Below are 25437 nucleotides of genomic sequence, written 5' to 3'. Positions count from 1 at the left end.
AGGTTCGTGGCGGTTGTGTTGGGGCGATCATAAGGGGCGCGAGGCCGGTGTGACGCTACGGGCGTGTTACGGATTCGCCGAGACCCCGAAAACACGCTCGACGCGCTGGGGCGCGGAGCCCGGCGCGCGGGCCGTCCTTGTCCCGCGGGGGCGAATGTGTTCTTGTGTTTCCAGTCCTTTTCTCGGAGGTGGCGAGGGTGCGGTCGACGGCCGGCGGACACGGAAACCTGCTGGCCATCAGCGACCTGCACATCGGGTACGAGGAGAACCGTGCCCTGGTCGAGAAGATGCGCCCCCACACCGACGACGACTGGCTCCTCGTGGCCGGTGACGTCTCGGAGACCGTGGACGACATCCGCTGGGCCCTCGAAACCCTCAGCGGACGCTTCCGCAAGGTCGTCTGGGCGCCCGGCAACCACGAGCTGTGGACCCATCCCAAGGACTCCGTGCAACTGCGCGGTGTCGCCCGCTACGAGCATCTCGTGTCCCTGTGCCGGGAATTGGGCGTCACGACCCCCGAGGACCCCTACCCCGTCTGGGACGGACCGGGCGGCCCCGCGGTCGTCGCACCGCTCTTCCTGCTCTACGACTACTCGTTCCTGCCGCCGGGCTGCGCGACCAAGGACGAGGGCATGGCGTACGCCGAGGGGACCGGGGTGATCTGCACCGACGAACACATCCTGCACCCCGACCCCTACCCGAGCCGCGAGGCCTGGTGCCGGGCCCGGGTCGCCGAGACCGAGCGCAGACTCGCCGAACTGCCCGAGGACCTGCCCACCGTCCTGGTCAACCACTACCCGCTGGACCGCCACCCGACCGACGTCCTGCACTACCCCGAGTTCGCCATGTGGTGCGGCACCCGGCTGACCGCGGACTGGCACCGCCGCTTCCGCGTCCAGGTCATGGTCTACGGTCATCTGCACATCCCGCGGACCACTCACCACGAGGGCGTCCGCTTCGAAGAGGTCTCGGTGGGATACCCCCGCGAGTGGCGCCCTCGCCCCGGCCCGCCGGACACCCTGCGCCGCATACTGCCGATGGAGGTCGGAACCGGTGATCGAGGAGCTGCTCCCGGATTCGGTCGTGACCGTGGAGACACACGGTGACGACCAGGACCGGGGCGCGCCGCTGTACCCCGGGGAGCAGCAGCTCGTGGCGAGGTCCGTGGAGAAGCGGCGCCATGAGTTCGCCGCCGTGCGCGCCTGCGCCCGCCGGGCCATGGAGAAGCTCGGCGTGCCCGCGCAGGCCGTCCTGCGCGGCGAACACGGGGCGCCCGTCTGGCCCGCCGGACTGATCGGCAGCATGACGCACTGCGAGGGCTACTGTGCCGCCTCCCTCGCCCGCGCCACCGACCTGGCCTCCCTGGGCATCGACGCCGAACCCCATGAGGAGCTCCCGGACGACGTCATCGTCTCCGTGGCCCTGCCCACGGAGCACGACCGGCTGCGCGAGCTGGCGGAACGGGACGCCTCCGTGCACTGGGACCGGCTGCTGTTCAGCGCCAAGGAGTCCGTCTACAAGGCGTGGTACCCCCTCACCGGAAAGTGGCTGGACTTCTTCGAGGCGGACATCGAACTCCGCGCGGACGGCGGCTCCGCGCGCTCCGGCGCTCTGCGCGCCGAACTCCTGGTGCCGGGACCACTGGTGAACGGGCGACGCATCCAGTCCTTCGAAGGACGCTGGACCGTGCGACGAGGCCTACTGGCCACGGCCGTCACCGTCCCGCACACCGAGGCCGACGGCGTCTAGTGCCGCGACAGGCGAAGTTCGCCCCGTCGCGACGCCCGGCACGCTCCCCCACTGCCTCAAGGGCGTGGGCGGTGCCCCCACTCGCCGCACCGGCCGAAAGCCCAAGTACGTCCGGTCCGTCGACGGGGCCTTCCGGCCGGCACTCCCCCAGCCTTCGGCCGGGGGGACCCCCAGAGCACGCACCGGACGCCGCTCCTTGACGGGCAAACGTTGCCTGCCGCGGCACTAGTAGACTGTCGCAGCTAATTCCTGGGATAGAGGTGGCGCAGTTTGATGCGTGCGTCGTGGGTGGTGAACTGCCAGTCCACCTGACGTTGGTCGGTGTTGGTGGCGTTCTGCCAGGCTGAGAGTTCGGTGTTGAGGGTGTCGAGGTCGCCGATCCGGCGGTCGAGACATTGCCTGGTCAGCGCGGAGAGTTCGATCTCGGCGATGTTGAGCCATGACCCGTGCTTGGGCGTGTGGTGGATCTCGAGGCGCTGAGCCAGGGCGAAGGCCTCTTCTGGTTCGAATGCCTCGTACAGTGAGGCGATGCCGTGGGTGTTGAGGTTGTCCATCACCAGCACAACCGTCTCGGCATCGGGGTAGTCCACGCTCAGCAGCTGCCTGACCTGGCCGGCCCAGTCGATCCGGGTCCTCTGGGACAGTGCCTGAACTCGACGCCACCCGCGCAGGGGTTCGACCCATACGAAGATCGAGCACGTGCCGCAGCGGATGTACTCGCTGTCCTGGCAGGCGTCGTGACCTGGGCGGGCCGGGAGCGGGTCGCGGACATGGCCGAGGAGCTGGTAGGGCTTCTCGTCCATGCACACGACCGGACGTGCCGGGTCATAGGGCCGGGCATAGACGGCCAGTACGTCTTCCATCCGGGCCGCGAACTCCGCGTTCGCCCGTGGTGGGATGGTCCAGCACTTCTTCAGGTGAGGACGCAGTTCCGTTTTTAAGACCCGGCCGATGGTGGAATGGTCCAGATCGGGGATGTCCTCGACCAGTGCGACGTGCTTCTCCAGCAGCCGCAGCGACCACCGGGTATAGCCCTGGGGTGGCTGTGAGCACGCCATCGCGATCAGCCGGGCTTCGACCTCACCGGTCACCGGTGAGGGCACCGGCGGGAGGTCGCGCTTCTTCCGCGCGATGGTGGCGTGAACATCGCCACCGGTTTCGGTGAAACGCTTGGCGACCAGCCGCAACGTCTCACCGGAGACGCCGAGCCGGGCCGCGATCACCTCCTGCGAGCCGATCCCGCCTGCAGAGGTGTCGAGTGCGAGCAGCACCCTCGCCCGCCTGATTACCGAGGCCGGATGAACCCCCGTCGTGGTCACCCGGACCAACTCCTCGCGGTCCTGCGCGGTCAGCACCACCGGCCTCTTCTTCTGCGAACCCATCGCACCAGTCCTGTCCGGCAGAGCGGGAGAGGAATCTGCCAGACGCAAGCCTCTCAATCAAACAGCCCATACCTAAGCAGCGACACGCTACTAGCCAAGTCGCCCTCTGGGCTCCGGGCACCAGCTGTGCAGGAGACGGAAGAACTCCTCCTCGTTGCCCGCGAGCCCGGCCGCCGCCAGCGCCTGTTCCGCCTCGGCGAGCGCGGAGGGCGGCACGACGGGTGGTCGACTCCCGTCCGGCGGACCGTCGAACGCCGCTCGAACGGTCTGCAGGAGACGCAGATAGGCCTGCACGGCGGCGCGTTCGCGGTCGGTCAGTACGGCGGTCGGCATCGGACGGCTCTCCCCGGGTCGGCTGGTTGAAGCGGTACATGGCGGTACGTGCCTCCAGCTTGCCAACCGCCACTGACAATCCGGTTTCGATGCGCGGAGGTTCGCCCGCTTAGCCGAGGCGAAACATCACGGAAATCCCTTGTGGGACAGGGGCCCTACGCTGGTGAGAAGAGCCGGGAAGCGCCTTCTCGGCGGCCCGGAACGGGAGGTGAGCCCATGGTCGACGTACCGCCTCGGCGTCCACGGCGCAACCTGCGGCTGCGCTCCGTCGGCGGCGCGGAGCCGCGCCTGCGGCACCGCGTCGTGCACGGCTACCGCCGTGCCTACCGCGTGGCCGGTGAGGGCCCCGCGCTCGTCCTGATCCACGGCATCGGCGACTCCTCGGCGACCTGGGCGGACCTGATCCCCGACCTCGCCCGCTCCCACACGGTGATCGCGCCCGACCTCCTGGGCCACGGCTCCTCCGACAAGCCGCGCGCCGACTACTCGGTGGCCGCGTACGCCAACGGGGTCCGCGATCTGCTCACCACGCTCGACATCGAGTCCGCCACCCTGGTCGGGCACTCGCTCGGCGGCGGTGTCGCCATGCAGTTCGCCTACCAGTTCCCGGAGCGCACCGAGCGGCTGATCCTGGTCAGCGCGGGCGGCGTCGGCGGCGAGGTCAACCCCGTACTGCGGGCCGTCTCGCTGCCGGGCGCCCACCTCATGCTCTCCATGCTGCGACTGCCCGGCATGCGGCTCCAAGTCGGCCTGTTCCTGCGCATGATGAGACTCCTGGACACCGATCTGGGACAGGACGCGCCGGAGTTGCTCAACCTCGTCGACGCACTGCCCGACGCGACCTCCCGCAGTGCGTTCATCCGCTCCCTGCGGGCGGTCGTCGACTGGCGCGGTCAGGCGGTGACCATGCTCGACCGCTGTTATCTGACCGAGGGCATGCCCACGATGCTGCTCTGGGGCGACCGGGACAGCGTGGTGCCGGTGCGGCACGCGTACGGCGCGCACCAGGCCATGCCGGGCAGCCGGCTGGAGATCTTCGAGGGCGCGGGCCACTTCCCCTTCCACAGCGACCCGGCCCGTTTCCTCGACCTCGTCGAGGAGTTCACCAGCACCACCAGCCCGGCCGACTGGAGCCGCGAGCACTGGCGCGAACTGCTGCGCGCGGGCCGCCCCGGGGCGACGGCCGGCCGGCCGGACACGGCCCACAGCCGGGCGGTGGAACGCGACCTGCGCGAGGCGAGCGAACGCAGCGCGACGTGACGCCTGCCGCCGACGCCGTCAGCCGCCGACGCCCGTCTCCACCGACGGTGCCCGGCGCCGCTCGACGCCCGCCTTCGGCTCAGCCGGGTGTCGGTGCTCCCGACGCCTGCGGGGCGCCCAGTACCGTCTCCCGTTCCTCGGCCGTGAGGGGCGGCGCGGTCAGGGGAGGGCGGCGCGGGCCGCGCAGCACGGCGACGACGATCTCCGGCCTGAGCAGCGTGGTCAGGGGCGCGGAGAGGGTGGCAGCGGCCAGGAACGCCTGGGCGACCAGGGGACGTCCCGCCGCCGTGCGCAGGAGCCGGTCGACATAGCGCCCCAGCAACTTCCTGGTGGCCCTGGGCTGCTCGCCGATCGCGCCCGGGTAGCGGATGTCCGTGCCCGCGGCCAGCTCCCAGGCGATGGTCACCGGAAGCGCCACCGCCCGCTGCACCCGCCGCGCGAGCCCCGGCGCCGCGATCCCGTGTTCGGCGAGCTGCCCGCGCAGCGCCAGCGCGCCCTGCGCGGCCACCGACATGCCGTGCCCGTAGACCGGGTTGTACGTGGCGACGGCGTCGCCGAGCGCGACGAACCCCTCCGGCCAGCCCTTGACCTTCTCGAAGAAGCGCCGCCGGTTGATCGTGCTGCGGCTGATGGCGACGTCCGTCAGCGGCTGCGCGTGCGCGATCAGCTCGCCCACCACGGGGTGGCGCAGGTCGCGCGCGAACGGCTCGAACTCCTCGGCGGAGTCCGTCGGCTGTCCCTCGCGGGTGCCCGACAGCGTCACCAGCCAGCGCCCGCCTTCCAGGGGCACGATCGTCGCGGACCGACCCGGCACGGGCTGCGCCGGGTCGGGCTGCACACCGACGACGGGATAGTTCTCGGTGCCCGCCGGCGCCCGGAAGACGCGGCTGGCGTAGGTGAGTCCGGAGTCGACCTCGTCCAGCGGCGCCGGTGCGACGCCCAGCGCGTCGAGCCAGACGGAGGATCGCGAGCCGCGCCCCGAGGCGTCCACCACCAGGTCGGCCGGCAGCACCCGCTGCTCGCCGTCGCGCGTCCGTACGCGCACGCCCGTCACCCGGGAGGCGTCGCCCTCCAGACCTAGCAGCTCGGTGCCGTCCACGACGGTCACCCGGTCCTTGCCGGCGACCTGGTCGCGCAGCACCGAGTCGAGAAGATCACGGCTGCACGAGATCATGAACTCCATCTCGGGCCAGCGTCGCAGCCAGCCCTGCGCCGTCAGTGAGACGAATCCGGTGGGCATCGGGATCCGGCGGGCGCCCGCGGCGAGCCAGGCGGCGGTGACCCCCGGCAGCAGCTCCTCCATCGCACGGGCGCCGCCGGACAGCAGCAGATGGGCGTGCCGGGCCTGCGGCAGACCCTTGCGCGGCACCGGCCCGTCCGGCAGGACGTCGCGTTCGACGACGGTGACCTCGGCGTACGGGTCCAGGGCGGCGGCGGCCAGCAGGCCGGCCGTCCCCGCGCCGATGACGACGGCCCGACGGGGGGTCGTACCTCTGTCGTCCGGTGCCGATCTAGCGGGATTGCTCATGGAAGTCGCTCTCTGACCTGGTCGCGGCCCGTCCTCGGACGGCCGCGACGACGGGTGACTGACGCAGGGCCATCGACATCCGTACGAGGTCGCGTGGACCCTCGGCGGAAGCGGTGCCGGCGGTGGCGGCCTCAGCGGCGCTGATGACCCTGCCCTCGGGATCGGCCGCCCTGGCCCGCACCGCCGCCGTCACCATCGCCGCGTCGGCCTCGGCCTGCGCCTGGGCGGGCTCGGAGCCGGCCGTCACGGCCGCGTCGTAGGCGAGGGAGCGTACCTCGGAGTCGAAGTAGGGGTACAGACTGAGCATGCCGTCGTGGATGTCGGACTCCCGCTGGGTGACCTGGAGTTCGGCGGAGGACCACCAGGAGATCCGCACCGCGTGGTCCGCGTGGGCCGAGACCGTCCTCAGCTCGCGCCACAGCGGTCCGAGCCGCCGGTAGGTCGACCAGGTGGTCCAACTGTCCCCGATACGCTGACCGGCCAGCGGGAGCAGGAAGCCGACCGCGCTGACCTGCGCTCCGACAGAGGCCAGGACGGGGGCCACGTCGGTGCTCAGACCGTCCAGGTTCGCGCCGTTCCAGCGGGCCGCCACGGCGATGAACTTGGCCGCCGCGTAGGGGACGTTGAAGAGGAAGCCGACCGCGATCGTCAGCAGCCCGGCGCGCAGCCAGCCGTCCACCTGCCGGGCCCAGCGCCAGCACATGACGTTCATCGCGACGCCCGCGACGGTCAGCGCGGCGAGGTAGAGGACGATCATCTCGCGGATGAACGGGGTGTTCGCGTAGTAGGTGTCGAGGTCCCGCAGGCGTTCCTCGGGGCAGTCCCCGAGCAGGTAGAGCACGACCAGCGCCACGCTGACGACGCCGTACCCGGTGATCCAGCGGCGGGAGAGCCGGCGGGTGACCTCGGGGGGGCCGCCGCGCCAGTGGATGATCAGCACCAGGCAGGACGCGCTGAAGACGCTCAGCAGGCAGTAGACCAGGGGCGCCGAGACGTTGGGGATACCGGTGAGGTCGTTGACCTCGGCGATGGTCGGCGGGGCCGCGAAGAGGAACACCAGGCTGGCCAGCGCCAGCAGGACGCCCACCGAGCGCAGCAGCGGGTCGCGCCAGCCGCGGATCAGGGTGGGCGCCTTGACGGCGAGGGCGGCGCCCATGGCGGCGGCCGGGACGTAGTAGCTGGGTCCGTCCATGTCCGGGAAGGCGCCTCAGCCCTGCGGTCCGCGGTACCCCAGGGACGCCTCGATGCGGCCGGCCAGACCGTCCCGGCTCACCGGCCCGCGCAGTGGCGAACCGGCCAGCCACGTACGGCACTTGCTGGCGAGCAGCAGACCGAAGCTCTCGGCCTCCTTCTCGTGTCCGAGGTCGAAGCGGGTGCGTGCGGCGACCCTCAGGACGGTCGCCTGCAGATCGGCGGTGTCGCTGAGTAAACGGGCCGCGACGGCCGCGCCCTCGACATGGTGACTGCAGTGCCCGGCCTTCATGTGCCACAGCTCATGGCCGAGGATCACCAACTGGTGGTCGGGGGCGGTGCGTTCCTCGATGACGACGAGGTCCTGGTCGGCCATGTCGAGCCACAGTCCGCTGGCGGTGCCGGGCGGGAAGGCGGCCGTACGGAACTGGACGGGACGGCCGCGGCGTCTGCTCATGGCGTCGCACAGGGCGGCGTACAGGGCGGTGGGTTCCGCCGGCGCCGGGAGCGACAGCTCCGCGACCAACTCGCCGCACAGGCGGCGCATGTCCTTTCCGATGCCCACAGTTCTCCCCCGGATCACGACTCGGGCCGCTTGACGCTCTCCAGGAGCATGTCCAGCCACTCGGCGACCTTGTCGCGGTGCTGGTCGGTGGGCAACTGCGCGGCACGCCAGGCGATTCCACGGACGCCGTGGTCCTGCAGCAGCCGCTCCAGCGGGTCGCCGGCGGCCGCGGCCGCCTCGCGCTCGCGGCCGGCGAGCTGTTGCAGCAGCTCCTGCTCCGAGCGCTGCAGGGCGCCCACGAGTGCCTCGGAGTCCTCGGCCGTCAGGAACCCGGCGTGCACCCGGAAGAAGCGCTGGATGGCGTCGCAGTGCTCCATGGTGGGGCGCCGGTCGCCGTTGATCAGGGCGCCCGCCTGTTGACGCGACATTCCGGCGCCGTCGGCGATCTCCTGTTGGGTGTATTTGCGCCCGTTGGGCTTGAGCCGGGTGCGGCGCAACAGATCCAGGCGCTGGAGGAAGCGGGCCTGCAGATCGGGTTCCCCGGCGGGGCGACCGCTCAGCAGGGCCCGCACCACGGGTTGGGGGACGCCGGACTCGGCCGACAGGCGCTGGACGTCGAAAACCTCGGACTGCTGCACATCGAGCCGGTCGGCGAGTGCGGTGACCCGGGCCACGACGGCCGGCAGTAGAACCGTCGCCGTGGCGCCCGGAACTTCGAAGCCATCCGTCACCGACTGATCTCCTACGTCTCTCTCAGTCTCGCTCAGGTCTCTCAGGTTTCTCAGGTCTCCCTCACAAGGCTCAGGGACCAACCGGAGAGTAGCCGCTCGTTCGAACTCACATCCAGCTGTCGCCACAACTGTGGCGCGAATCAGCCGTCAACAAGCGCCAAATGCCACGATAGTTGACATGGCTGAGCTCTGGGCAGCAGGATCGGGGCGCCGCGTGAAGGCCGCAGAGGCAAGAGGGGTGACCTCCCGATGGCGTACCAGGCAGGATGGCAGCGGTCCCAGCCGCGACCTGTCCCCGAGAGTCTCGAGGCTCAGGCGTATCTCCAGGACTACGCCGCTCTTCTGGAGGCCGTCGCGTTCCCGTCCGTCGTCTTCGACCACCGCTGGGACGTCGTGTTGTCCAACACCGCGTTCGAGACACTTTTCAGCGGGGTCGGCCCCCATCCGACCGCGATGCCGGGTGACAACTTCATCCGGTTCGTCCTGTTTCACCCGGACGCGGCCATGGTCCTCGGCGAGCACGAGTCGCGCTGGTGCCTGCCGATGCTGGCCCACTTCGCCGCGGCCATGGAGCGCCACGGCCAGGACCGCGGGCTGCAGTCGATCCGCCGGGACATCGCCCAGGATCCGATCATGGAAGCCGCCTACCGGCAGGGCCTGCCGCACTGGATCCGCGCCGTCGGCCCGGACGCCGTCGAGCACGACGGCGCCGTACGGCCGCTGGTGCATCCCGATCCCCGCTGGGGCCGAACGGACTGCCGGATCGTCGGCGAGACCCCCAAGACCCTTCAGGACATGGGCTATACGCGGATGACCCTGGTCCTGCGCGAGGCGCGGCACATGACGGCCGGACCGCGCAGGACACGCAACGGCGCGGCGGAGCTGCGCGTGGTGTGAGCCCGCTCGGCGGTCCAGGGTGCGGGCCCGCTCAGGGGTCCACCACAACGAGCACGAGGGGCACTCCGTCGCACGGGATCAGCCGCATCCCGTCGTGGCGCGCGGTCCGCGCCCCTGCCAGTACGGCCCCGAAGTCCGGGCCCTTGGTGAGCGATCCGGCCAGATGCGCGGGATCGGCGGACGCGGCCACCCGCCCGCGCCCGTTGACCAAGTGGGCGGCCCCGGGCAGCTGTTGGAGCAGCGGAACGACCGCCGCCTCGAAGTGCCGCAGATACACGTCGGCCGCGGCGACCCCCACGAAACGGCCCTCCACCTGCACGGGTGCGGACAGTGTCAGGCTGTACTCGTCGGAGCAGAGGTAGTCCACATAGGGCCCGGCGACCGCCCGCTGTCCGGTGTCACGGGGGAGGGCGAACCAGTCCCAGTGCGTGTAGTCGGAGTACGCGGAGTGCGTGGGGTCGAGGTCGAGCAGCAGCGGCCGTACGTCCCCGTCGCAGCCGGTCTGCCACCACTCCAGCCACGCCGGTACGTCACTCAGCAGTCCCGGCGCGGCGACGAACCCGACGCCCGACACCAACTCCTGGCGGGTGAGCCGGAGATGAAGCCCCGGGCGCAGCGCGGCCAGGTCGACGGTCGCGGGGCGACGGCCCTGCGCGGCGACCCCGGTGAGCCGGGCCGTGGTGTCGGCGCGGGTCTCGGCGACCGCCTCGAACACGGACTCGAGGGTGGAGCGGACCTGGGCGGCGACGGCCGCCTCCGGTGTCGCGTCAAGCGTCGCCGTGGCGCCGGCCGGACCGGGGCTCCTGCTCATGGGTGCCCTCCAGCGGACGGGGACCGGACGCGGCGCGCGGCATCGCGAGGCGGAGGGCGATGAGCCGTGCCGTCGAGGCCTGGACGCACCGCTCGGCCAGCGCTCTGGCCGATGCGTGGGCTCCATCTTGCACGGCCGAGATTACGGAGCGGTGACGGTCTGCGACTTCTTCACGATATGCGTCGTCCCCGAACACGAGGCACAACAGTGCCCCCACCTCTGTCTGGAGCGCGACCTGCTCGCGGGTCAGCCGGGCGGACTGGGCCGCCGCGGCGAGCTCGACATGGAACCGGCCGTAGATCCGGCTGCGCGCCGCGGCGTCCTCGGCGGACGCCAACTCATCCAGGGTGCGGCGCAATTGCCGTAGATCGCCCGGCTCCGTGCGCTCCGCGGCCAGCTGGGCGGCCGCACCCGACATGGCGGCCCAGTGGTCGCCCAGATCGCGCAGCTCCTCCGTGCTCCAGCCGGCCAGCCGCATCCTGAGCCGCTCCTCGCCGGGGACCTCGGGTAGGGAGACGAAGCTGCCGCCGCCGCGCCCCCTGCGGGTGGTGACCAGCCCTTGCTGGCGCAGCGCCATCAGCGCCTCGCGCAGGGTGACCGTGGACACGCCGAGCTGACCGGCCAGCTCCGTCTCGCCGGGCAGCTGCTCCCCGTCGGCGAGCAGGCCGAGCTCGATGGCGTCGCTGAGCCTGCGGATGACCGTGTCCACCCGGGCGCGGTTGTCCACGGGGGTGAAAACGGCTCTGCGGGCGCCCTCGGCGTTGTTGTTCACGTACTGCTTCACGGCCACCACCTTGTGCGTTGACTCAACCTTTACTCTAAGGGGGTCTTGAGCTTTGAACTATGACTTCATATCTTTCCGGTCAACGCGCCAGCGCACCAGAAAGGTTCCCGCCCATGGAGGCAGCAGCGATCCGGCTCCAGGGCCTGCGGAAGGCGTTCGGTGAGACGACCGCCGTGGCCGGAGTGGACCTGGACATCGCCGACGGTGAGTTCTTCTCGATGCTCGGCCCGTCGGGCTCGGGCAAGACGACCGTCCTGCGGATGATCGCCGGCTTCGAGAGCCCGACCGCGGGCCGGATCGAACTGGCGGGCCAGGAGGTCACCGGGCTGGCCCCCTTCGAGCGGGACGTGCACACCGTCTTCCAGGACTACGCGCTGTTCCCGCACATGACCGTCGAGCAGAACGTCGCGTACGGCCTCAAGGTCCGCAAGGTGCCCAAGGCCAAGCGGCTCCAACAGGCCCGCGAAGCGCTCGCGGACGTACGCCTCGAAGGCTTCGGGGCCCGCCGCCCCTCCCAGCTCTCCGGCGGCCAGCGTCAGCGCGTCGCACTCGCCCGCGCCCTCGTCGGGCGCCCCCGGGTGCTGCTGCTCGACGAGCCGCTCGGCGCCCTCGACCTCAAGCTGCGCGAGCAGATGCAGGTCGAACTCAAGGCGATCCAGCGCGAGGTCGGCATCACCTTCGTCTTCGTCACCCACGACCAGGAGGAGGCCCTGACGATGAGCGACCGCATCGCCGTCTTCAACCAGGGCCGTATCGAACAGGTCGGCACCCCGGCCGAGATCTACGAACGCCCGGCCACCCCCTTCGTCGCGGGCTTCGTCGGCACCTCCAACCTGCTCGAAGGGCACTCCGCGCAGCAGGTGGTGGGCGCCTCGGGCACGTACAGCATCAGGCCCGAGAAGATCCGGGTCCTCAAGGAGGCCGACGAGGCCGACGAGCCGGAGCACGCAACCGCCACGGGCACCGTCGTCGAGGTCGTCTATCTGGGCGATGCCACCCGTTTCCTGGTGGACCTCGACGCGGGCGGACGGCTGACCGCGCTCCAGCAGAACCTGGAGACCTCCTCCGAGGACGTCGCCGCCTATCGCGGCACCCGGGTCCGGCTCCAGTGGCACCACCGTCACACCTTCAAGGTCCCCGCCCCCCGCTGACGACCCCCACGCTCAGTCCCCCATCACGTATGGAGTACGTCGTGCGCCCCAACCGAACCCTCCAAGCCTCTCTTTTCGCGTTCACGGCCGTCGCGGTGCTCCTCGCCGCGACCGCCTGCGGATCGTCCGACTCGGCCTCCTCCTCGGCCACCGGCCTCAACCCCCCTGACATCAAGGCGCAGTCGAAGCTGGGCAAGACCGAGGGCCAGGTCAATCTGATCGCCTGGGCCGGGTATGTCGAGGACGGCTCCAACGACCCCAAGGTCGACTGGGTCAGCGACTTCGAGAAGCAGACCGGCTGTCAGGTCAACTCCAAGGTCGCCGCCAGCTCCGACGAGATGGTCAAGCTGATGAAGACCGGCCAGTACGACGCCGTCTCCGCGTCCGGCGACGCGTCCCTGCGCCTCATAGCCTCCGGCGACGCGGCCCCGGTCAACACCGGCCTCGTGCCGAACTACAAGGACGTCTTCAGCGGCCTGAAGAACGGGGCCTGGAACTCCGTCGACGGCAAGATGTACGGCGTCCCGCACGGCCGTGGCGCCAACCTGCTGATGTACAACACACAGAAGGTCACGCCCGCGCCCACCTCCTGGTCCGCGGTCTTCGACGACGCCTCGAAGTACAAGGGGCACGTGACGGCGTACGACTCGCCGATCTACATCGCCGACGCGGCGCTGTATCTGAAGGCGGCCAAGCCGGAGCTGAAGATCAAGGACCCCTACGCGCTGGACCAGAAGCAGTTCGACGCAGCCGTCGCGCTGCTGAAGAAGCAGAGCGGGAGCGTGGGGGAGTACTGGAGCGACTACCTCAAGGAGATCTCCGCCTTCAAGAGCGGTGACTCCGTGGTCGGCACCACCTGGCAGGTCATCGCCAACCTCGCGCAGGACGAGGGCGCCAAGGTGAAGGCATTCGTGCCCAAGGAAGGCTCCACGGGTTGGTCGGACACCTGGATGATCTCCGCAAAGGCCAAGCACCCCAACTGCGCCTACAAATGGATGGACTGGATCATCTCGCCGAAGGTGAACGCCCAGGTCGCCGAGTACTTCGGTGAGGCCCCGGCCAACTCCAAGGCGTGCACCGAGACCAGCGACAAGTCCTTCTGCGACACCTTCCACGCGGCCGACGAGAGCTACTGGAAGAACATCGCCTTCTGGAACACGCCCATCGAACAGTGCCTGGACGGCCGCACCGACGTGAAGTGCGTGCCGTACGCGAAGTGGGTCCAGGCCTGGACCGAGATCAAGGGCTGAGAGACAACCGATGACCTCCACCGCGCAGGCCGCCGGACGGTCCCCCGTCCGGCGGCTCGCCGGGACCCTGCACCGCCGGCCGCGGCTCAGGCTGTCCCTGCTGCTCACCGCACCGCTGCTGTGGCTGGCCGTGCTCTACCTCGGCTCGCTGGCCGTGCTGTTCGTCTCGGCGTTCTGGACGACCGACTCCTTCACCTCCGAGGTCGTGAAGGTCTGGTCGACCGACAACTTCCACACGCTGTTCACGACGCCTGTCTTCCGGCAGGTGATCCTGCGCAGCATCGGTGTGGCGCTCGCCGTCACCGCTCTGTGCGCGGTGATCGCCTTCCCGGTCGCCTTCTACACGGCCCGCATCGCCAAGCCCAAGTGGCGGCCGCTGCTCGTGGTCGCCATTCTCACGCCACTGTGGGCGAGTTACCTCGTCAAGGTGTACGCCTGGCGGCTGATTCTCTCTCAGGGGGGCCTCGCCGACTGCATGTTGAAGCCCTTCGGGCTCAGCGGACCCGGATTCGGACTGTTCGCGGCGATCATCGCGCTGACCTACCTCTGGCTGCCGTACATGATCCTGCCGATCCACACGGCCCTGGAGCAGCTGCCCGCCAACCTGCTCGACGCATCGGCGGACTTGGGCGCCCGCGCCGGACGCACCTTCCGCTCGGTCGTGGTCCCGATGGTGCTGCCGTCCGTGGCGGCCGGCTCGGTCTTCACCTTCTCGCTCAGCCTGGGGGACTACATCACCGTGCAGATCGTCGGCGGCAAGACCCAGCTGATCGGCAACCTCGTCTACTCCAACATCGAACTGAACCTGCCCATGGCCGCCGCGCTCGGCACGGTCCCCGTCGTCGTCATCGTGCTCTACCTGCTCGCGATGCGCCGCACGGGCGCCCTGAGCAGTCTCTGAGGAGCCCGCCGTGCAACTCTCCCGTTCCGCGCGCATCGCGCTCCGCGTCGCCGCCGGGGTCGGCTTCGCGTTCATCTACGTCCCGCTCGCGCTGGTCCTGGTCAACTCCTTCAACCCGGACCGCAGCGCGAGCTGGCCACCGTCCGGACTCACCTTCCGATGGTGGTCGGTCGCCTGGGAGAACGAGGGGGCCCGCACGGCGCTCTGGGTCTCGGTGAAGGCGGGCCTCGGCGCCACGGCCATCGCCCTGGTGCTGGGCACGCTGATCGCCTTCGCCGTGGCCCGGCACCGGTTCTTCGGCCGCGGCGCCATCTCGTTCGTGGTCGTCCTGCCGATCGCGCTGCCCGGCATCGTCACGGGCATCGCGCTCAACTCGGCGTTCAGTACGGTGCTTGAGCCACTCGGCGTCGGCCTCGGCCTGTTCACCGTGATCGTCGGCCACGCCACCTTCTGCATCGTGGTCGTCTTCAACAACGTCGTCGCGAGGCTTCGGCGTACCTCGGGCTCGTACGAGGAAGCGGCGATGGATCTGGGAGCGGACACCTTCCGGGCCTTCGCCGACGTCACCTTCCCGCTGGTGCGCTCGGCCCTGCTGGCGGGCGGACTGCTCGCCTTCGCGCTCTCCTTCGACGAGATCGTGGTGACGACGTTCACGGCCGGGCCCGGCATCGAGACCCTGCCGATCTGGATCTTCAACAACATGACACGGCCCCAGCAGGCACCGGTCGTGAACGTCGTGGCGGCGGTGCTCGTCCTGCTCTCCGTGCTCCCGATCTACGCGGCCCAGCGGCTGTCCGCCGACACGGCGTCCGGGAGCCGGGTGTGAACGCGAGCGGGATGCGGCGCGGGCCCGCCACCACCCGGCTGTCCCTGCCATGCTTCCCGAGGACAGAAGTGTGTGACATATTACTGATGTGAGCGTGCGGCTGACCTTTGATGTCGTGATCGTCGGAGCCGGGATGGTCGGCGCGGCCTGCGCGCTGTACACCGCCCGGGCGGGCCTCGACGTCGCTCTGCTGGACCGCGGTCCGGTGGCCGGCGGGACCACCGGCGCGGGTGAGGGCAATCTGCTCGTCTCCGACAAGGAACCCGGGCCCGAACTCGACCTCGCCCTGCTGTCGGGGCGCCTGTGGGCCGATCTCGCGGAGGAACTGGGCGAGGCCGTCGAGTACGAGGCCAAAGGGGGCGTCGTCGTGGCCGCCACGCCCGAGGGGCTCACCGCGCTGGAGACCTTCGCGGCGGGACAACGAGCCGTCGGGGTCGAGGCGGTGCCCGTCGCCGCCGATCAACTCCACTCGTTGGAGCCCCACTTGGCGCCCGGCCTCGCGGGCGCCGTGCACTACCCCCAGGACGCCCAGGTGATGCCGGCGCTCGCCGCCGCGCACCTGGTACGGGCCTCGGCGGCACGGCTGCTGACGGGGCGGACCGTGACCGAGGTGCTGCGCGGGGCGGACGGGGCGGTACGCGGCGTCCGGACCGACCGGGGCGACGTCCACGCCCCGGCGGTCGTCAACGCGGCCGGCACCTGGGGTGCCGCCGTGGCCGGCCTCGCGGGCGTCTTCCTGCCCGTGCTGCCCCGACGCGGCTTCGTGCTGGTGACCGAACCACTGCCGCGCCGGGTGCGGCACAAGGTGTACGCCGCGGACTACGTCGCCGACGTGGCCAGCGACTCGGCCGCGCTGCAGACGTCACCCGTCGTGGAGGGCACCGCGGCGGGGCCGATCCTGATCGGCGCGAGTCGGGAACGGGTCGGCTTCGACCGGTCGTTCTCACTGCCGGCCGTACGCGCGCTGGCGGCCGGGGCGACCCGGCTGTTCCCGTTCCTGGCCGACGTCCGGGCCCTGCGGACCTACCTGGGCTTTCGCCCGTACATGCCCGACCACCTGCCCGCGATCGGCCCCGACCCACGGGTGCCCGGGCTCTTCCACGCCTGTGGGCACGAGGGCGCGGGAATCGGCCTCGCCACCGGCACCGGGCGGCTGATCGCGCAGGTCGTCGCGGGCAGGACACCCGACCTGGACCTCACGCCGTTCCGACCCGACCGCTTCCCGAAGGAGGCCGGGTGAATCCCCTGGAGCTGGTCGGGGCCGAGCCGGGACCCGCGTTCGCCGTCACCCTGGACGGCCGCGAGATCACGGCCCTGCCCGGGCAGACCGTGGCCGCCGCGCTGTGGGCGGCGGGCATCACCTCCTGGCGCGCCACCCGTGGCGCGGGCCGTCCGCGCGGCGTCTTCTGCGGCATCGGCGTCTGCTTCGACTGCCTGGTGACCGTCAACGACCGCCCCAACCAGCGGGCTTGTCTGGTGCCGGTGCGACCGGGCGACACGATCCGTACACAGGAGGGGACGGGCCATGGCGACTGAGCGGCCGCATCTGGCGGTGATCGGCGCGGGGCCTGCTGGACTGGCCGCGTCCCTGGCCGCCGCGGCGCACGGTGTCCGGGTCACCCTGATCGACTCGGCGGCCGGAGCGGGCGGCCAGTTCTACCGGCGGCCCCCGGCGGGACTCGGGGCCCGGCGCCCGGAGGAGCTGCACCATCAGTGGCGGACCTGGCGGCGCCTTGAGGACGCTCTGGCCGCGCGGGTCGAGGCGGGCACGGTCAGGCATCTGGCGGACCATCACGTGTGGTGCGTCGTACCCCCCGGCCCCGTCGGGTTTGTCGTGCACGCGCTGCTCGGCCCCCTCCAGGAGGAGCCCGTCACCGTCCGCGCCGACGCCGTGCTCCTCGCCACCGGCGGGTACGAGAAGGTGTTGCCGTTCCCGGGCTGGACCCTTCCCGGGGTCGTCACCGCCGGTGGCGCGCAGGCCATGCTGAAGGGCGGGCTCGTCGTCCCCGGGCGGAGGGCGGTCGTGGCGGGGACCGGGCCCCTGCTGCTGCCCGTGGCGACCGGGCTCGCCGCGGCGGGGGTCGAGGTCGCAGCCCTCGTCGAGTCCGCCGACCCGAAGGCGTTGCTGCGGCGGCCCCTGGCACTGGCCGCGCAGCCCGGGAAGGTCGCCGAGGGCGTGCGGTACGGCGCCCGACTCCTGCGACACCATGTCAAGTTGCTCCCACGGCACACCGTCGTCGCGGCACACGGCGAGGAGCGGCTCGACGCCGTGACCGTCGCCGCGCTCGACACCCATGGACGGGTCAGGCCCGGCACCGAACGGCGTGTCCCGTGCGACACGCTCGCCGTGGGCCACGGCATGCTGCCGCACATCGACCTCGCCGAGTCGCTCGGCTGCCGTATCGAGGGCCTGAACGTCGCCGTGGACGACGAGCAGCGCACCGACGTGCCCGGCGTATGGGCCGCGGGCGAGACCACCGGCATCGGTGGCGCGGCGCTCTCGCTCGCCGAGGGCCACATCGCGGGACGCTCGGCCGCAGCCCGGCTGACGGGGACACGGCCCGACCCGCGCGCGTGGGCGCGAGCCGCCAAGTCCCGCACGAGGGCACGGGAGTTCTTCGCCGCGCTCGACACGGTCTGCGCGCCGCCCGCGCACTGGACGGAGCAGGTCACCGACGACACCGTCGTCTGCCGCTGCGAGGAGGTCACCGCCGGTGCGGTCAGGAACGCCGTCGACGGACTGGGCGCGGGCGACGTACGGACCGTGAAGCTGTTCACCCGCGCGGGGATGGGCTGGTGCCAGGGCCGGATGTGCGAGCCCGCCATCGCCGGACTCGCCGGATGCGAACAGACGCCCGCGCGGCGGCTGTTGGCACGCTCGGTACCGCTCGGGGTGCTGGCGAGGGCCGGGGACCCCGACGACGACTGACCACCTTCGTACTGCCCCGCCCCACCGCGACCGAACGTCAGTAAAATGTCACACACCATGGAGAGGGAACCGCTCATGACCGCCACCGAGAACCGTCCCTGGCGCGGCGTCCTCGTCGCCACCGCGCTCCCGCTGAACGACGACCTCTCCGTCGACTACGACCGATACGCGCAGCACTGCGCCTGGCTCGTCGAGAACGGCTGCGACGGGGTCGTACCGAACGGCTCGCTCGGCGAATACCAGGTGCTCACACCCGAGGAACGCGCGAAGGTCGTCGAGACGGCCGTGTCGGCGATCGGCGGCTCCCGCGTGATGCCCGGCGTCGCCGCCTACGGCTCCGCCGAGGCCCGCCGCTGGGCCGAACAGGCCCGCGACGCCGGCTGCCGGTCCGTGATGCTGCTGCCGCCGAACGCCTACCGCGCCGACGAACGTTCAGTCCTCGCCCACTACGAGGAGGTCGCCAAGGCGGGCGTCCCGATCGTCGCGTACAACAACCCCATCGACACCAAGGTCGACCTGGTGCCCGAACTGCTCGCGAAACTGCACGCGCAGGGGTACATCCACGGCGTCAAGGAGTTCTCCGGCGATGTGCGCCGCGCCTACCGGCTCGCCGAACTCGCGCCGGAGCTCGACCTGCTGATCGGCGCCGACGACGTCCTGCTGGAGCTCGCCGTCGCGGGCGCCAAGGGCTGGGTGGCCGGCTACCCGAACGCGCTGCCCGCCGCGAGCGTCGAGCTGTACCACGCCGCCGTCGAGGGCGATCTCGACACGGCACGGCTGCTCTACCGCCGACTGCACCCGCTGCTGCGCTGGGACTCCCAGGTCGAGTTCGTCCAGGCCATCAAGCTGTCCATGGACATCGTGGGCCGGCACGGCGGACGGGTGCGTCCACCGCGCGTCCCGCTGCTGCCCGAGCAGGAGGCCACGGTCCGCGCGGCCACCGAGAAGGCCCTCGCCGCCGGTCTCGCCTGAGCGCCGCTCCTTGAGCAAGCCAAGTGCCCCGCGAACAGCAGGAGTCAGGGAGATCCCATGCGCAGCAAACTCGTCCTGCACGCCGTCGACTCGCACACCGAGGGCATGCCCACCCGGGTGATCACCGGCGGCATCGGCACCATCCCCGGCGCGACCATGAACGAGCGGCGGCTGTACTTCCGTGAGCACCGCGACGACATCAAGCAGCTCCTGATGAACGAGCCGCGCGGCCACGCGGCGATGAGCGGCGCGATCCTCCAGCCGCCCACCCGCCCCGACTGCGACTACGGCGTCCTCTACATCGAGGTGTCGGGCTACCTCCCGATGTGCGGGCACGGCACCATCGGCGTGGCGACGGTCCTCGTGGAGACCGGCATGGTCGAGGTCGTCGAGCCGGTCACCACGATCCGGCTCGACACCCCGGCGGGCCTCGTCGTCGCCGAGGTCGAGGTGGAGGACGGCGCCGCCCGGGCGGTCACGCTCAAGAACGTGCCGTCCTTCTCGGTGGGCCTCGACCGCAAGGCCACCCTGTCCGACGGCCGGACGGTGACGTACGACCTCGCGTACGGGGGCAACTTCTACGCGATCCTGCCGCTGGAGCAGTTCGGCCTGCCCTTCGACCGTTCGCGCAAGGACGAGATCCTCGCCGCCGGACTGTCGCTGATGGAGGCCGTCAACGCCGAGCATGAGCCGGTCCACCCCGAGGACCCGTCCATCCGCGGCTGCCACCACGTCCACCTGTACGCGCCCGGCGCCACCGCCCGCCACTCGCGCCACGCCATGGCGATCCACCCCGGCTGGTTCGACCGCTCGCCCTGCGGTACGGGCACCAGCGCGCGCATGGCGCAACTGCACGCCCGGGGCGAGCTCCCCCTGCACACGGAGTTCGTGAACGAGTCCTTCATCGGGACGCGGTTCACCGGACGACTGCTCGGTATGACCGAGGTCGCCGGGATCCCGGCGGTGCTGCCCAGCTTCACCGGCCGCGCCTGGATCACCGGCACCGCCCAGTACCTGCTGGACCCGACCGACCCCTTCCCGTCGGGTTTCGTGCTCTAGGGATACTGGTACCGCATGACATTGCACCGGTGACCCATGCCGTACGAGGAGTGGACCCATGCCCGCCACGCGCAGCAGCGCACCCTCCGCCGCTCCCCCCGCCCTGCCCAGTCTCGGCGGCAAGAAGCGCAGCTACCGTGAGCGCGTCGCCGACGCCCTGCGGGCCGCGCTGATCGCGGGTGAGCTGCGGGCCGGCGAGGTGTACTCCGCGCCGACGCTCGCCGCCCGCTTCGGGGTCTCGGCGACACCGGTGCGCGAGGCCATGCTCGACCTCGCCAAGGAGGGCCTCGTCGACGCGGTGCCCAACAAGGGATTCCGGGTCACCGCCGTCTCCGAGAAGCAGCTCGACGAGTACACCCACATCCGCTCGCTGATCGAGATCCCCACCACCGTGCAGCTGGCCACCACCGCGGATCCGGTCTCCCTGGAGGCGCTGCGTCCGGCCGCCCGCGAGATCGTGACCGCGGCGGCGGCCGGCGACCTCATCGCCTACGTCGAGGCGGACATCCGCTTCCACCTCGGTCTGCTCGCCCTCGCGGGCAACGCGCACCTGGTCGAGGTGGTCGGCGACCTCCGCAAGCGCTCGCGCCTCTACGGCCTCAACGCCCTGCTCGAGGCGGGCCGGCTCCAGGACTCGGCCGAGGAGCACCTCGAACTCCTCGACGCCCTCATGGACCGCGACCCGGAGGCCGTACGCAGGGTCATGACCCGGCACCTGGGCCATGTCCGAGGTCTGTGGGCGGCCCACTAGATTCAACCGAGCCAAGTTGCTGTTACGCAAGCTGCTTGCATTTCTTGCGCTATTCTTGCGCGCATGACGCGACGACTTGCTCAGGTGGCGAAGAAGGTCGGGGTCAGTGAGGCCACGGTCAGCCGGGTGCTCAACGGAAAGCCCGGCGTCTCCGACTCCACCCGGCAGGCGGTGCTTTCCGCGCTGGACGTGCTCGGCTACGAGCGGCCCACCCAGCTGCGCGGTGAACGCGCGCGGCTCGTGGGGCTCGTCCTGCCCGAGCTGCAGAACCCGATCTTCCCGGCGTTCGCCGAAGTGATCGGCGGGGCGCTCGCACAGCTGGGGCTGACGCCGGTGCTCTGCACCCAGACCAAGGGCGGCGTCTCCGAGGCCGACTACGTGGAGCTGCTGCTCCAACAGCAGGTCTCCGGCGTGGTGTTCGCGGGCGGACTGTACGCGCAGGCCGACGCCCCGCACGAGCACTACCGGCAGCTCGCGGACCGCAACATCCCGGTGGTGCTGGTCAACGCCGCGATCGAGCACCTCGGGTTCCCGTGCGTCTCCTGCGACGACGCCGTGGCGGTCGAGCAGGCCTGGCGCCACCTCGTCTCGCTCGGTCACGAGCGCATCGGTCTGGTGCTCGGGCCCGCCGACCACATGCCCTCGGCGCGGAAGCTGGCGGCGGCCCGCGCACTCGCCCCCGAGCTGCCCCACGCGCACATCGCGCGGGCCATGTTCTCGATCGAGGGCGGCCACGCGGCGGCCGCCCGGCTCATCGACCGCGGGGTCACCGGCTTCATCTGTGCCAGTGACCCGCTCGCCCTCGGTGTCGTGCGCGCCGCCCGTCGCAAGGGACTCGGCGTGCCCTCGCAGGTGTCCGTCGTCGGCTACGACGACTCCGCGCTGATGAACTGCACCGAGCCGCCCCTGACCACCGTCCGTCAGCCCATCGAGTCGATGGGCCGGGCCGCCGTCGAGCTGTTGAACGCCCAGATCGGCGGGAGCAGCGTCACCGCCGAAGAGCTGTTGTTCGAGCCGGAGCTGGTGGTCCGGGGGTCCACCGCGCAAGCGCCCCGCGACTGAGACCACATGACTGTCAAATAATTACAGACTCTGCGCGACATCTTGCGGACCCTTGTCGGCGGTGCTTGAGTGTGCGGCGCCAGCACACGACGGTGCGCCAGATCGAGGTGGCGCGCTGCCGTGGGCCTTCCTCGCTCCTGCGCAAAGGGGTCCACCGATGAGAAGTACCGGGTTCCGCCGTACCTTCGTCGTGTTCACGGCGTCCGCCCTCGCCCTCACCGCCGCCGCCTGCGGTGGCAGCGACGACGGCTCCGCGGGTGGCAAGACCCGCATCACGGTCAACTGCATGCCTCCGAAGAGCGCCAAGGTCGACCGCTCGTTCTTCGAGGCCGACATCAAGGCGTTCGAGAAGCAGAACCCGGACATCGACGTCGTCGCGCACGACGCGTTCCCCTGTCAGGACCCCAAGACGTTCGACGCCAAGCTCGCCGGCGGCCAGATGGAGGACGTCTTCTACACGTACTTCACCGACTCCAAGCACGTAGTCGACATCAACCAGGCCGCCGACATCACGTCGTACGTCAAGGACCTCAAGAGCTACGGCACCATCCAGCAGCAACTGCGCGACATCTACACCGTCGACGGCAAGATCTACGGAGTGCCGCGCACCGGCTACTCGATGGGCCTCATCTACAACCGCGAGCTCTTCCAGAAGGCCGGTCTCGACCCCGACAAGCCCCCGGCGACCTGGGAGGAAGTGCGCGCGGACGCCAAGAAGATAGCGGCGCTCGGCGGCGGCACCGTCGGCTACGCCGACTACAGCGCCCAGAACCAGGGCGGCTGGCACTTCACCGCCGAGATGTACTCGCAGGGCGGCGACGTCGTCTCGTCGGACGGCAAGAAGGCCGCCGTCGACACCCCGGAGGGCAAGGCCGTCCTGCAGAACCTGCACGACATGCGCTGGACCGACAACTCCATGGGCAGCAAGCAGCTCCTCGTCATCAACGACGTCCAGCAGCTGATGGGCTCCGGCAAGCTCGGCATGTACCTCTCCGCGCCCGACAACATCCCGATCCTCGTCAAGGAGAAGGGCGGCAACTACAAGGACCTCGCCCTCGCGCCGATGCCCGGCGGCAAGGGGACGCTCATCGGCGGCGACGGCTACATGTTCAACAAGAAGGACAGCCCCGAGCAGATCAAGGCCGGCCTGAAGTGGCTGGACCACATGTTCCTCACGCCCGGCACGGGCTTCCTCGGCGACTACGCCCGCGCCAAGCAGAACGACGCCCCCGTCGGCCTGCCCGAGCCCCGGCTCTTCACGGGCGCCGCGGACGCCAAGGACCAACAGGTCAAGAAGGCCAACGCCAATGTGCCCGTGGAGAACTACCAGGCCTTCCTGGACGGCAACCAGAGCCTGCAGATGAAGATCGAGCCGCCCCAGGCCCAGCAGATCTACTCGGTCCTCGACGGCGCCGTCTCCGCGGTCCTCACCAAGAAGGACGCGGACATCGACCAGCTCCTCAAGGACGCCTCCGGGAAGATCGACTCCATCCTGGCCCGGGGCTGACCACGCGTATGAAGACCGCATCGAAGCCCGTGGTGCTTCCTCCGGCCGCCGTCGGCGCGCCGGAGGTACCGCGGTCGGCCGGGCGCCGGGCGAGGGGCCCGTGGCGCCGGCGCCTGGCCGACCAGTCCCGCGCGTACGCCTTCCTCGTCGGCGGCCTGCTCTGCTTCGCGCTGTTCTCCTGGTACCCCGCGATCCGCGCGGTCGTGATCGCCTTCCAGAAGTACACGCCGGGCTCACCGCCCCAGTGGGTCGGCACCGCCAACTTCACCCGTGTCTTCCACGACCCGGAGTTCACCGCGGCCTGGCGCAACACGTTCACCTTCACACTCCTCGCCCTGCTCATCGGCTTCGCCGTCCCGTTCGTGATGGCCCTGGTGCTCAACGAACTCCGGCACGCGAAGGCCTTCTTCAGGGTCGTGGTGTACCTGCCGGTGATGATCCCGCCGGTGGTCAGCGCCCTGCTGTGGAAGTGGTTCTACGATCCCGGAGCGGGCCTCGCCAACGAGGCGCTGCGCTTTCTGCACCTGCCCACCTCGAACTGGTCCAACGGCGCCGACACCGCGCTCGTCTCCCTGGTCATCGTGGCCACCTGGGCCAACATGGGCGGCACGGTCCTGATCTATCTGGCCGCGCTCCAGGGCATCCCGGGGGAGCTGTACGAGGCGGCGGAGCTGGACGGCGCGAACATCATCCAGCGCATCCGGTATGTGACGATCCCGCAGACCCGGTTCATCGTCCTCATGCTGATGCTCCTTCAGATCATCGCCACGATGCAGGTCTTCACCGAGCCGTTCGTCATCACCGGCGGCGGCCCCGAGAACGCCACGGTCACCGTCCTCTACCTCATCTACAAGTACGCGTTCCTCTACAACGACTTCGGCGGCGCGTGCGCGCTGAGCGTCATGCTCCTCGTGCTGCTCGGCCTCTTCTCCGCGGTCTATCTGCGGCTGACCCGCTCGTCGGGGGAGGAGTACTCATGAGCAGCGGCACCCGCACCCTGGTCTCCCCGCTCACCCTCGCCCGCCCCCGCGGCAAGGCCGTCTACTGGACCGTCTTCACGGCCGTCGTCCTGCTCTTCGCGCTCGCCTTCCTCTTCCCGGTCTACTGGATGGTCACCGGCGCGATGAAGTCCCCGGACGAGGTGACGCGGACCCCGCCGACCCTCGTGCCCAAGGCATGGCATCTCAGCGGCTACACCGACGCCTGGGACCTGATGGACCTGCCCACCCACCTGTGGAACACGGTGGTGCAGGCCGCCGGAGCCTGGCTGCTCCAGCTCGTGTTCTGCACGGCCGCCGCGTACGCCCTCTCCAAGCTGAAGCCCGCCTTCGGCAAGGTGATCCTCGGCGGCATCCTCGCCACCCTGATGGTCCCGGCGCAGGCGCTGGTCGTACCGAAGTACCTGACCGTCGCCGACCTTCCGCTGATCCACACCAGCCTGCTCAACGACCCGCTCGGCATCTGGCTGCCCGCCGTGGCCAACGCATTCAACCTCTATCTCCTCAAGCGCTTCTTCGACCAGATCCCCCGCGATGTCCTGGAGGCCGCCGAGATCGACGGCGCCGGACGGCTGCGCACCCTCTGGTCCATCGTGCTGCCCATGTCCCGCCCCGTCCTGGGCGTCGTGTCGATCTTCGCCCTGGTCGCCGTCTGGCAGGACTTCCTCTGGCCGTTGATGGTCTTCTCCGACACCGACAAGCAGCCGATCAGCGTGGCCCTCGTCCAGTTGTCGCAGAACATCCAGCTGACCGTGCTCATCGCCGCGATGGTGATCGCCAGCATCCCCATGGTCGTGATGTTCCTCGTGTTCCAGCGGCACATCATCGCCGGGATCAGCGCGGGCAGCACGAAGGGCTGA

General features: G+C 70.5%; 26 protein-coding genes. 18 read left to right on the top strand and 8 right to left on the bottom strand.

Features of this window, described 5'->3' with window-relative positions:
• Positions 1 to 197: 197 nt before the first annotated feature.
• Both OG568_RS10590 and OG568_RS10585 read left to right on the top strand, forming a co-directional pair.
• Complete coding sequence (locus OG568_RS10590) at positions 198 to 1106, top strand: metallophosphoesterase family protein (RefSeq protein WP_266588180.1); 909 nt, start codon at positions 198 to 200, stop codon at positions 1104 to 1106.
• Positions 1054 to 1749 carry a 4'-phosphopantetheinyl transferase family protein gene (locus OG568_RS10585; protein WP_266631280.1) on the top strand — a complete coding sequence of 232 codons (696 nt, stop codon included), beginning with the start codon at positions 1054 to 1056 and terminating at the stop codon, positions 1747 to 1749. Before OG568_RS10590 ends, OG568_RS10585 begins: the two co-directional genes overlap by 53 nt.
• Positions 1750 to 1991: 242 nt before the next feature.
• Here the strand turns inward: OG568_RS10585 and OG568_RS10580 are convergent, their stop codons facing one another.
• Positions 1992 to 3131, bottom strand: coding sequence for an IS630 family transposase (locus tag OG568_RS10580; RefSeq protein WP_329531258.1), 1140 nt, complete (start codon positions 3129 to 3131; stop codon positions 1992 to 1994).
• A 90-nt stretch (positions 3132 to 3221) separates the two neighbouring features.
• Positions 3222 to 3464 (bottom strand): hypothetical protein, encoded by a 243-nt coding sequence (locus OG568_RS10575; protein WP_329531257.1) that lies wholly within the window; start codon positions 3462 to 3464, stop codon positions 3222 to 3224.
• A 216-nt stretch (positions 3465 to 3680) separates the two neighbouring features.
• On the opposite strand from OG568_RS10575, the gene OG568_RS10570 reads away from it, so the two are divergent.
• Positions 3681 to 4724 (top strand): alpha/beta fold hydrolase, encoded by a 1044-nt coding sequence (locus OG568_RS10570; protein WP_329531256.1) that lies wholly within the window; start codon positions 3681 to 3683, stop codon positions 4722 to 4724.
• Between the two features lie 79 nt (positions 4725 to 4803).
• Here OG568_RS10570 and OG568_RS10565 read toward each other — a convergent pair whose 3' ends face one another.
• The 4 genes from OG568_RS10565 to OG568_RS10550 are packed head-to-tail and all read right to left on the bottom strand — an operon-like array spanning position 4804 to position 8679.
• Positions 4804 to 6252, bottom strand: coding sequence for an NAD(P)/FAD-dependent oxidoreductase (locus OG568_RS10565; RefSeq protein ID WP_329531255.1), 1449 nt, complete (start codon positions 6250 to 6252; stop codon positions 4804 to 4806).
• Positions 6236 to 7444, bottom strand: coding sequence for an MAB_1171c family putative transporter (locus OG568_RS10560; RefSeq protein WP_329531254.1), 1209 nt, complete (start codon positions 7442 to 7444; stop codon positions 6236 to 6238). Before OG568_RS10560 ends, OG568_RS10565 begins: the two co-directional genes overlap by 17 nt.
• A 15-nt stretch (positions 7445 to 7459) precedes the next feature.
• The gene (locus tag OG568_RS10555; protein WP_329536323.1) at positions 7460 to 7990 is read right to left on the bottom strand and encodes a toxin-antitoxin system, toxin component; all 531 of its coding nucleotides are present in this window, start codon (positions 7988 to 7990) and stop codon (positions 7460 to 7462) included.
• Between the two features lie 32 nt (positions 7991 to 8022).
• Positions 8023 to 8679, bottom strand: a complete 657-nt coding sequence (locus tag OG568_RS10550; protein WP_266427874.1) for a helix-turn-helix domain-containing protein — start codon at positions 8677 to 8679, stop codon at positions 8023 to 8025.
• A 249-nt stretch (positions 8680 to 8928) separates the two neighbouring features.
• On the opposite strand from OG568_RS10550, the gene OG568_RS10545 reads away from it, so the two are divergent.
• Positions 8929 to 9576 (top strand): MmyB family transcriptional regulator, encoded by a 648-nt coding sequence (locus OG568_RS10545; RefSeq protein WP_329531253.1) that lies wholly within the window; start codon positions 8929 to 8931, stop codon positions 9574 to 9576.
• Between the two features lie 31 nt (positions 9577 to 9607).
• Here OG568_RS10545 and OG568_RS10540 read toward each other — a convergent pair whose 3' ends face one another.
• A complete protein-coding gene (locus OG568_RS10540; RefSeq protein ID WP_329531252.1) occupies positions 9608 to 10387 on the bottom strand; it encodes a cache domain-containing protein in 780 nt (259 codons plus the stop codon).
• On the bottom strand, positions 10344 to 11180 hold the full coding sequence (locus OG568_RS10535) for a FadR/GntR family transcriptional regulator (protein WP_443077605.1): 837 nt from the start codon (positions 11178 to 11180) through the stop codon (positions 10344 to 10346). Before OG568_RS10535 ends, OG568_RS10540 begins: the two co-directional genes overlap by 44 nt.
• 104 nt (positions 11181 to 11284) lie before the next feature.
• Here OG568_RS10535 and OG568_RS10530 point away from each other — a divergent pair, with 104 nt between their 5' ends.
• From OG568_RS10530 to OG568_RS10465, 14 genes are all read left to right on the top strand, one after another.
• Positions 11285 to 12322 (top strand): ABC transporter ATP-binding protein, encoded by a 1038-nt coding sequence (locus OG568_RS10530; protein WP_329531250.1) that lies wholly within the window; start codon positions 11285 to 11287, stop codon positions 12320 to 12322.
• A 29-nt stretch (positions 12323 to 12351) separates the two neighbouring features.
• Positions 12352 to 13572 carry an ABC transporter substrate-binding protein gene (locus OG568_RS10525; protein WP_329531249.1) on the top strand — a complete coding sequence of 407 codons (1221 nt, stop codon included), beginning with the start codon at positions 12352 to 12354 and terminating at the stop codon, positions 13570 to 13572.
• A 10-nt stretch (positions 13573 to 13582) separates the two neighbouring features.
• The gene (locus OG568_RS10520) at positions 13583 to 14473 is read left to right on the top strand and encodes an ABC transporter permease (RefSeq protein ID WP_329531248.1); all 891 of its coding nucleotides are present in this window, start codon (positions 13583 to 13585) and stop codon (positions 14471 to 14473) included.
• Positions 14474 to 14483: 10 nt separating this feature from the next.
• Positions 14484 to 15299, top strand: coding sequence for an ABC transporter permease (locus tag OG568_RS10515; RefSeq protein ID WP_329531247.1), 816 nt, complete (start codon positions 14484 to 14486; stop codon positions 15297 to 15299).
• An 88-nt stretch (positions 15300 to 15387) separates the two neighbouring features.
• Positions 15388 to 16539, top strand: coding sequence for an NAD(P)/FAD-dependent oxidoreductase (locus OG568_RS10510; RefSeq protein WP_329531246.1), 1152 nt, complete (start codon positions 15388 to 15390; stop codon positions 16537 to 16539).
• Positions 16536 to 16835, top strand: coding sequence for a (2Fe-2S)-binding protein (locus OG568_RS10505; protein WP_266427852.1), 300 nt, complete (start codon positions 16536 to 16538; stop codon positions 16833 to 16835). Before OG568_RS10510 ends, OG568_RS10505 begins: the two co-directional genes overlap by 4 nt.
• Positions 16825 to 18228, top strand: a complete 1404-nt coding sequence (locus OG568_RS10500; RefSeq protein ID WP_329531245.1) for an FAD/NAD(P)-dependent oxidoreductase — start codon at positions 16825 to 16827, stop codon at positions 18226 to 18228. The genes OG568_RS10505 and OG568_RS10500 overlap by 11 nt, the downstream gene beginning before the upstream one ends.
• A gap of 75 nt (positions 18229 to 18303) precedes the next feature.
• A complete protein-coding gene (locus tag OG568_RS10495) occupies positions 18304 to 19200 on the top strand; it encodes a dihydrodipicolinate synthase family protein (protein ID WP_266588198.1) in 897 nt (298 codons plus the stop codon).
• Between the two features lie 57 nt (positions 19201 to 19257).
• Positions 19258 to 20259, top strand: a complete 1002-nt coding sequence (locus OG568_RS10490) for a proline racemase family protein (RefSeq protein WP_329531244.1) — start codon at positions 19258 to 19260, stop codon at positions 20257 to 20259.
• Positions 20260 to 20317: 58 nt separating this feature from the next.
• Positions 20318 to 21010, top strand: coding sequence for a GntR family transcriptional regulator (locus OG568_RS10485; protein WP_329531243.1), 693 nt, complete (start codon positions 20318 to 20320; stop codon positions 21008 to 21010).
• Positions 21011 to 21073: 63 nt separating this feature from the next.
• Entirely contained in the window at positions 21074 to 22072 is a 999-nt protein-coding gene (locus tag OG568_RS10480) for a LacI family DNA-binding transcriptional regulator (RefSeq protein ID WP_329531242.1), read from the top strand.
• A 157-nt stretch (positions 22073 to 22229) separates the two neighbouring features.
• On the top strand, positions 22230 to 23579 hold the full coding sequence (locus OG568_RS10475; RefSeq protein WP_329531241.1) for an ABC transporter substrate-binding protein: 1350 nt from the start codon (positions 22230 to 22232) through the stop codon (positions 23577 to 23579).
• 8 nt (positions 23580 to 23587) lie between these two features.
• Positions 23588 to 24559: a carbohydrate ABC transporter permease gene (locus OG568_RS10470; RefSeq protein WP_329531240.1), complete on the top strand. Its 972-nt coding sequence runs from the start codon at positions 23588 to 23590 to the stop codon at positions 24557 to 24559.
• Positions 24556 to 25437: a carbohydrate ABC transporter permease gene (locus OG568_RS10465; RefSeq protein ID WP_266631312.1), complete on the top strand. Its 882-nt coding sequence runs from the start codon at positions 24556 to 24558 to the stop codon at positions 25435 to 25437. The genes OG568_RS10470 and OG568_RS10465 overlap by 4 nt, the downstream gene beginning before the upstream one ends.

The sequence above is a fragment of the Streptomyces sp. NBC_01450 genome (assembly GCF_036227505.1).
GTDB lineage: Bacteria > Actinomycetota > Actinomycetes > Streptomycetales > Streptomycetaceae > Streptomyces.
This window is presented reverse-complemented; position numbering and strand designations above follow the sequence as displayed.